The 6,489-nt window shown below is 61.1% G+C and carries 8 protein-coding genes and 1 pseudogene; 3 read left to right on the forward strand and 6 right to left on the reverse strand.

Going from position 1 to position 6,489, the window contains the following annotated elements:
- Nucleotides 1–43: 43 nt before the first annotated feature.
- Nucleotides 44–292, forward strand: a complete 249-nt coding sequence (locus PG888_RS16590; protein ID WP_058051998.1) for a PepSY domain-containing protein — start codon at nucleotides 44–46, stop codon at nucleotides 290–292.
- Here PG888_RS16590 and msrQ read toward each other — a convergent pair.
- Both msrQ and msrP read right to left on the reverse strand, forming a co-directional pair.
- Nucleotides 289–915 carry a protein-methionine-sulfoxide reductase heme-binding subunit MsrQ gene (msrQ, locus tag PG888_RS16595; RefSeq protein ID WP_182938696.1) on the reverse strand — a complete coding sequence of 209 codons (627 nt, stop codon included), beginning with the start codon at nucleotides 913–915 and terminating at the stop codon, nucleotides 289–291. The two genes, PG888_RS16590 and msrQ, sit on opposite strands and share 4 nt — an antisense overlap.
- The gene (msrP, locus tag PG888_RS16600; protein WP_058052000.1) at nucleotides 906–1,907 is read right to left on the reverse strand and encodes a protein-methionine-sulfoxide reductase catalytic subunit MsrP; all 1,002 of its coding nucleotides are present in this window, start codon (nucleotides 1,905–1,907) and stop codon (nucleotides 906–908) included. The genes msrQ and msrP overlap by 10 nt, the downstream gene beginning before the upstream one ends.
- Before the next feature lie 368 nt (nucleotides 1,908–2,275).
- Between msrP and PG888_RS16605 the strand changes: the two genes are divergently transcribed.
- Nucleotides 2,276–2,758, forward strand: a complete 483-nt coding sequence (locus PG888_RS16605; RefSeq protein WP_042063807.1) for a DUF1097 domain-containing protein — start codon at nucleotides 2,276–2,278, stop codon at nucleotides 2,756–2,758.
- A 1-nt stretch (nucleotide 2,759) separates the two neighbouring features.
- Here PG888_RS16605 and PG888_RS16610 read toward each other — a convergent pair whose 3' ends face one another.
- The 4 genes from PG888_RS16610 to cydH all read right to left on the reverse strand — a co-directional run bounded on the left by PG888_RS16610 (nucleotide 2,760) and on the right by cydH (nucleotide 6,157).
- On the reverse strand, nucleotides 2,760–4,040 hold the full coding sequence (locus tag PG888_RS16610) for a sigma 54-interacting transcriptional regulator (protein WP_042063806.1): 1,281 nt from the start codon (nucleotides 4,038–4,040) through the stop codon (nucleotides 2,760–2,762).
- Nucleotides 4,037–4,564, reverse strand: coding sequence for a hypothetical protein (locus PG888_RS16615; protein ID WP_420000831.1), 528 nt, complete (start codon nucleotides 4,562–4,564; stop codon nucleotides 4,037–4,039). The genes PG888_RS16610 and PG888_RS16615 overlap by 4 nt, the downstream gene beginning before the upstream one ends.
- Nucleotides 4,561–5,961: a sensor histidine kinase gene (locus PG888_RS16620; RefSeq protein ID WP_042063826.1), complete on the reverse strand. Its 1,401-nt coding sequence runs from the start codon at nucleotides 5,959–5,961 to the stop codon at nucleotides 4,561–4,563. The genes PG888_RS16615 and PG888_RS16620 overlap by 4 nt, the downstream gene beginning before the upstream one ends.
- Before the next feature lie 103 nt (nucleotides 5,962–6,064).
- Entirely contained in the window at nucleotides 6,065–6,157 is a 93-nt protein-coding gene (gene cydH / locus PG888_RS16625; protein WP_111807323.1) for a cytochrome bd-I oxidase subunit CydH, read from the reverse strand.
- Between the two features lie 124 nt (nucleotides 6,158–6,281).
- Between cydH and PG888_RS16630 the strand changes: the two are divergent.
- Nucleotides 6,282–6,413, forward strand: a pseudogene (locus PG888_RS16630) (2-amino-4-hydroxy-6-hydroxymethyldihydropteridine diphosphokinase); the annotation flags it as partial.
- Nucleotides 6,414–6,489 lie beyond the last annotated feature (76 nt).

Below are 6,489 nucleotides of genomic sequence, written 5' to 3' on the forward strand. Positions count from 1 at the left end.
CCTAACATAATGGCGTTTATAGTCTGCCAGCCATGAATCCGGAATGAATATGATCCCGCGCAGTGTCCTGCTGATCCTTTGTCTGTTGAGTGCCACAAGCTGGGCGGCCCAGAGCCGTCTCGACATGGCCGGGCTGGTCAAACTCCTGCTGGCGCAAGGGTATCACGACATTCGGGAAGTGGAGCTGGAAGGGGACAAATTCGAGGTCAAAACCCTCAATCGCCAGGATCAGAAGGTGCATCTCATCGTCGATGCCTACACTGGCGAGATCAAACAACAAGAGGCCGATTAGGCCTCTTTTGCATTCCAGCGTCCCCGCCAGGCGCGCAGTAGCTTATCTTTCCTCGGCCAGAGCAGGGCGCAAGCCAGCAACAGGTAGACGAGAGGCTCCCCCCAACCACTCTTGAGCGACCACCAGTAGTGCACCGGCACCAACAGGGCGATGGCATAGACCCAGTTGTGCAGCTTCTGCCATGCGGCGCCCATTCTGCGCTGCAATGCGGGCAGCGAGGTGATGCTGAGGGCGGCCAGCAGCAGCAATGCCACCATCCCCACCACTATGTAGCTGCGCTTGACCAGCTCGCCGCCAATCAGCCCCCAGTCAAACTGCAGATCCAGCCCCAGCCACGCCATGAAGTGGAGCAGCGCCCAGGTAAAACACCAGAGCCCGAGGGGGCGGCGCAGCTTGATAAGCTGCCCCTGCCGCCAGCGCCTAGCCAGCGGCGACACCAGCAGGGTGAGCAGCAGCAGGTTGAGCGCCCCCTTGCCGAGGTAGTGGATCAGCTCCGGCACCGGATCGCCCCCCAACAAGCCTGCCGGAATGGCAAAACCCAGCCAGAGCAGAAAGCCGAGGGAGCCCAGATGCACCAGCGCCCGCAAGCCGCTGATATGGGCCGGTTTCAATCTCAGTACCATTGGCGCAGATCCATCCCCTGATAGAGCGAGGCGACTTCGTCACCATAGCCGTTGAACATCAGGGTCGGCTGACGCTTGGCGCCAAACACGCCACCCTCGCCGATGAAACGCTCGCTGGCCTGACTCCAGCGCGGGTGATCCACCTGCGGATTGACGTTGGCGTAGAAGCCATATTCGTTGGGCGCCAGCAGGTTCCAGGTGGTCGGCGGCATCTCCTCCACCAACCGGATCGAGACGATGCTCTTGATGCTCTTGAAGCCATACTTCCACGGCACCACCAGCCGGATCGGCGCGCCATTCTGAGCGGGCAGGGTCTTGCCATAGAGCCCCATCGCAAGGAAGGAGAGCGGGTGCATCGCCTCGTCGATACGCAGCCCCTCCACGTAAGGATACTCGATGCCGCCCCCCAGACTGGAGGCCTGCCCCGGCAGCTGTTTCGGGTCAAACAGGGTTTCGAAGGCGACAAACTTGGCGCGACTGGTGGGCTCGGCACGGCGGATAATCTCCGCCAGTGAGATACCGTTCCAGGGCAGCACCATGGACCAGGCTTCGACGCAGCGCAGCCGGTAGATCCGCTCCTCCAGCTCGCTCTTGTTGATGAGATCCCACACATCGAGGGTAAAGGGCTTGGCCACCTCTCCCTCTACCTTGAGGGTCCAGGGTTCGGGTTTGAGGTAATGGGCATTGCGGGCCGGGTCGGACTTGTCGGTGCCCAGCTCATAGAAGTTGTTGTAACTGGTGGCCTTCTCCTCCGGTGTCAGCACCAGATTGGCCGGGCGCTCGGCAGGCTTGCTGTTGAGCGGCCTGGTGGCTAACTGGGGGGCATCCTCTTTACCGCGCAGCAGGTCGAGCACACCGGCCTGAGTGGGGAAAGCGAGGGTGGCGGCGCCCAGACCCAGCCCCTTGAGAATAAGGCGGCGATCCTGATAGACGGCTTCCGGAGTGACATCCTGTTCGGTGAGGGGGTGAGCGGCACGACGCTTGATCAACATGAAAAACTCCCGGGGCTACATAAGGCGATATGGATAAGACCCGCCCCGGCAGATTTTTATTTCACACAAATTTACATCATGTGGTGCAGGGGCAGTGCCTTGGCCATGGTGCCGACCAGAAACAGGACTACGAACACCAGCAGGGGAACGATCACATTGGGCGCCATCAGACTCACTCCATGAGCAGGACAGGGCCTCTAACTATGGCCGACTGTCAGGCCGGTCTCCAATGAATTTTTTTCGCGAGCGCAAGCGTATTCCTGAGTTGAAAAGGGTGATGAAGATCACACACAATTCGGCCCCCGCTTGCCGCCCCGATTGCCGGGGGTAGGCTGCCCATTTTGCGAAGCCAACTAAAGAGTCGCCCCATGAGCCCACTGATCGCCATCGCCATCACTACTGGAATTCTCTCCGCCGTCTGGGGCTGGATTGCCGTCGCGTTCGGCCTTATCTCCTGGGTCGGCTTTCTCGGCTGCACCAGCTATTTCGCGTCAAGCGGCGGCTACAAGGCGCTGCTGCAGACCATCTTCTGCAACACCAGCGGCATGCTGTGGGCGCTGCTGCTGATCCATGGTGGTGACCTGTGGGGTGCTGGCGTGGCTGGCTATGTGATGACGGGGGTGGTGGCAACCCTGATGTGCGTGCAGGCCAAGCAGCAGTGGCTCGGCTACATTCCCGGCACCTTTGCCGGTTGCTGTGCCACCTTCGGGGCGGCTGGCGAGTGGCGGCTGATCCTGCCTTCCCTCATCATTGGCGCCTTGTTCGGTTACCTGATGAAGGCGAGCGGCCTCTGGCTCTCCCATAAAACCCAGAAAGCCGACGCCGCTCCGGCGGTGATTGATCCCGCCTGATTTATCCCTTCGATTTGAAGTTTGCTGCTTCGATACCGTGCCGATTCAATAACTTGTAAAAATCGGTACGGTTTCTGCCCGCCATGTTGGCCGCCAGAGTCACGTTGCCCTCGGTGGTGCGCAGCAAACGGATCAGATACTCCTTCTCGAATTCGGCACGCGCCTCGTTGAACGAGGGGATACCGCCACCGCCGCCGCTCAGGGCAGACTCCACCATGGATACCCCGATCACCGGGCTGCAACAGAGGCTGGCGAGCTGTTCCACCACGTTGCAGAGCTGGCGCACGTTACCGGGCCAGGCCGCGGCCGCCAGCATCGCCAGCGATTCGGGCGAAAAACCCATGGCGGCGCAGTCGCTGTGGCGGCTGCGGTAATCGTCGAGCGCCTGACGGGCCAGCAGGGGAATATCCTCACTGCGGGCACTGAGAGACGGCAGGGTGATATTGGCGACGTTGAGGCGATAGAAGAGATCTTCCCGAAAGCGCCCCTCCTCCATCGCCTTGACCAGATCCTGATGGCTGGAGCTGAGCACCCGCACCTCCGGCGTGCCCTGACCATACTCCTCCATCACCTGCAGCAGCTTGGCCTGCAAGGATTCGGAGAGGCTGCCAATCTCGTCGAGAAACAGGGTCGCTCCCTTGGCCTGCTCGAACAGCCCGGATTGGCCATCTTCGCCAAACAGCTGCAAGTCGAGTGACGCCCACGGAATGGCGGCGCAGTTGATGGTGTAGATCGGCTTGTCACGGCGCTGGCTGGCCTGATGCAGTGCCTGCGCCATCGCCCCCTTGCCGGAACCGGACGGCCCCATGATCAGCACCGGCACCTCCATGGTGGCGATGCTGTGGGCCTGAATCAGCAGCTGCTCCAGCTGGGGGTTGCGGGTCAGGATCAGCGACTGCCACTCCTGCTGCTGTTTCGGCCGCGTCAGGCTCAGCGCATGTTCGATGGTGGCGAACAGCTCATCCTTGTTGATGGGTTTGGTCAGAAAGCTGAACACGCCGGAGCGGGTCGCCTGAATGGCGTCCGGGATGGTGCCGTGGGCGGTCATAATGATCACCGGCAAACCCAGCCACTGGGCCTGGATCCGCTCGAACAGCGCCAGACCGTCCATGCCGGCCATCCGCAGATCGCTCAGCACCAGATCGGCCCGTTGCTGACGCAACCGGTCGAGGGCCCCTTCCGCACTGTCGGCGGTATCCACTTCATAACCCTGACTGCGCAGCCGCATGCTCATCAGTTTGAGCAGGCTGACGTCGTCATCCACCAACAGGATCCGGCTCATGGTATGACCTCACGATTCTCGTTCAGCTTGCGCTGGTTGAGCTGGTCGTCGATGGCGGTCAGCTGTTCGATCTGGCGGCGCAACCGCTGGATCTCCTGACTCTGGTCATCGCGACGGCTGTCGCGAGCCAGCAGCTGCTCGCCGAGGGCGATCCAGCTGCGTAAAAAGGCCTGCGCATCGAGCCCCAGCTCGGGCAGCATCTTCTTCAGGCGCGCCAGCCCGGCGGTGCGATTGGCCACCGATTCGGCGGGGTGGGAATCGACCATCGCCAGACTGACCCGGCTCTCCAGATCGTCGGCCCCTTTCAGCCGCTGACGCTCCTGCACCCGTTGCTGGGGGTGACTGGCCAGCAGCCAGTCGGAGTATTGCAGACGCACCTGCATCTCCTTGTTGGCAAACTCCATCCGCTTGGCAAAAGCGATATCGGAGGAGTCCCGCTGTGGCTGTTGCGGCAGCAAGGCGCAACCCGCGAGCAGCCCGACCATCAGCGCTGGAAATACGCGTTGTATCTTCATAGTCCTCATTTCAACGTCAACCTGAAGCAGACATCCGCCTGTTCATCCTCTACCAGAACCAGTTCTCCCCCCAGGCTGGTGGCAGACTCGCGGGCGATGGAGAGGCCCATGCCAGAGCCTTTCAAGAGACCTTGCCGCACTGTGCTGCCCTGCTCGAAGGGTTCAAAAATTCGTTGCTGATCGGCCACGGGGATCTCGGGTCCCTCGTTGGCCACCTCCAGCCAGCTTGTCTGTTCGTCCTGCCCTGCCCTGATCCAGATATTGCCCCCGCTGGCGCCGTAACTGACGGCGTTGGAGAAGAGGTTATCGAGGATCAGTCGCAGCCGGTAGGGCTCCGCCCACAGGGTAACCGGCACGGTCGGCAAGTGTACACGGATCTGCTTGGACTCCAATGCCAGCCGGTACTCTGCAGAAAGTTCCGACAACATCGGCAGCAGGGGAACGGGCTCCAGTTCGAAGGCCTCCTGCTGACTGAGCCGGTTGAAGTCGAGCAGCCGCTCGATCAGGGTCTGCAGGCGGCGACTGTTCTCGTCGAGCATCTGGCAGATCTCCAGCTGATCCGGGGTCAACGGCCCCACCAGCTGTTCGCAGAGCAGATCCGTGCCCTCTCGCAGCACCGCCAGCGGCGTCTTGAGCTCGTGGGAGACATGGCGAAGGAACTGGTACTTCTGCAGCTCCAGCTCCTTGAGTTTGTCGTGCAGCCAGACGATCCGCTCCCCCAGCAACACCAGCTCGGCGGGGCCATCAACCGGGCTGGGATCGGGTTCGACCCCGGCCCCCAGACTCAAGATGCGCGACTCAATCTGTCGTACCGGGTGGATGATGAGGTAGGTGAAGATAAAGACCAGCAGCAGGCTGATGGCCGCCACAACACCGCTCACCCACCAGAGTTCGCGGGTCAGCTCCGCGATGGTCAGTTGTACCCGATCGATGTGTTCATCAACCCGGCTGCGGGTGACCACTTCGAGCTGCTTGTTGGCATCGTTGAACTGTTCGAGCTTGTCGCCCGCCACCGCCGTCCGGGCCAGCGCGGCATCCTGCAAACTGTCGAGCCATGCCAGCCCCTGATCGAGCCCGCGGTAGAGCTGGCCATCGGAGATGGAGCTGCGATGTTCCGCCAGCAACACCCGATACCCGTCGAGTTGCTGCTGGTAGCTGGTGAGGCTGCGCCTGTCCCCCAGCACCGCGAAGCGGCGCAAGGTGCGTTCGATATCGATGGCTTGCGCCGTCAGCAGGGTGGCACGGCGGGTATCCTTGACCGCCCGCACCATCTCGTCGTTGGTGAGCTGGCTGAGGTGGGCAAGGGCGGTGCTGTTGTGCCAGATCATCCCGCCCAGCGGCATCAACACCAGCGCGAATCCCATCAATACCACCTGCAGCAGGGAGCGTGGGCGAACCTTGGTCATCATCTCTTCTCTTGCATTCTCACCGGTGCGCCAGCATAGCCGCACCGTCCCAAAAAACAAAACCGGCCAACGGGCCGGTTTGGATTATCTGAATTGTGGTGATTCACGCCAGCGCGACAGAGGCCAGACAGATAATCAGGATCATCGCCAGCGCGCCCGAGGCGGTCAACAGCGCCCATTTCAGCTCCACACTCATGCAAACCTCCTTTCTGCCAATCAGTGCCGGATCACAATAGATAAAACAATGTTAAGCCATAGTTAATCCGATAACCGTGAGCTGCGTATACATTTCAGATGAGCCCAACCCCGGGAAGGTGAGCATGTTCTATCTGTGTAGCATTGGTTCCAATCTTGACCCGCATACCCATGTCAGCCGCGCGCTGGCCGAGCTGCTTGCGCACGTCGGCCCCCTGCAGCTGAGTTCGGTGATCCGCACCAAGCCGGTGGGAATGCAGGGCGGGAGCACACTTTGTTGATATTTTAACCAAAGAATAACTGAGCCCGATAGTCGTCATTCCAGCCGGCTCT

This window comes from Aeromonas sp. QDB23 (assembly GCF_027707745.1).
GTDB classification, from domain to species: Bacteria; Pseudomonadota; Gammaproteobacteria; order Enterobacterales; family Aeromonadaceae; genus Aeromonas; species Aeromonas allosaccharophila.

What these genes read in the sequence shown, in the direction of transcription:
- PG888_RS16590 (WP_058051998.1), top strand. Translation starts at nt 44, where the DNA reads ATGAATATGATCCCGCGCAGTGTCCTGCTGATCCTTTGTCTGTTGAGT.
- msrQ (WP_182938696.1), bottom strand. Translation starts at nt 915, where the DNA reads ATGGTACTGAGATTGAAACCGGCCCATATCAGCGGCTTGCGGGCGCTG.
- msrP (WP_058052000.1), bottom strand. Translation starts at nt 1,907, where the DNA reads ATGTTGATCAAGCGTCGTGCCGCTCACCCCCTCACCGAACAGGATGTC.
- PG888_RS16605 (WP_042063807.1), top strand. Translation starts at nt 2,276, where the DNA reads ATGAGCCCACTGATCGCCATCGCCATCACTACTGGAATTCTCTCCGCC.
- PG888_RS16610 (WP_042063806.1), bottom strand. Translation starts at nt 4,040, where the DNA reads ATGAGCCGGATCCTGTTGGTGGATGACGACGTCAGCCTGCTCAAACTG.
- PG888_RS16615 (WP_420000831.1), bottom strand. Translation starts at nt 4,564, where the DNA reads ATGAGGACTATGAAGATACAACGCGTATTTCCAGCGCTGATGGTCGGG.
- PG888_RS16620 (WP_042063826.1), bottom strand. Translation starts at nt 5,961, where the DNA reads ATGACCAAGGTTCGCCCACGCTCCCTGCTGCAGGTGGTATTGATGGGA.
- cydH (WP_111807323.1), bottom strand. Translation starts at nt 6,157, where the DNA reads ATGAGTGTGGAGCTGAAATGGGCGCTGTTGACCGCCTCGGGCGCGCTG.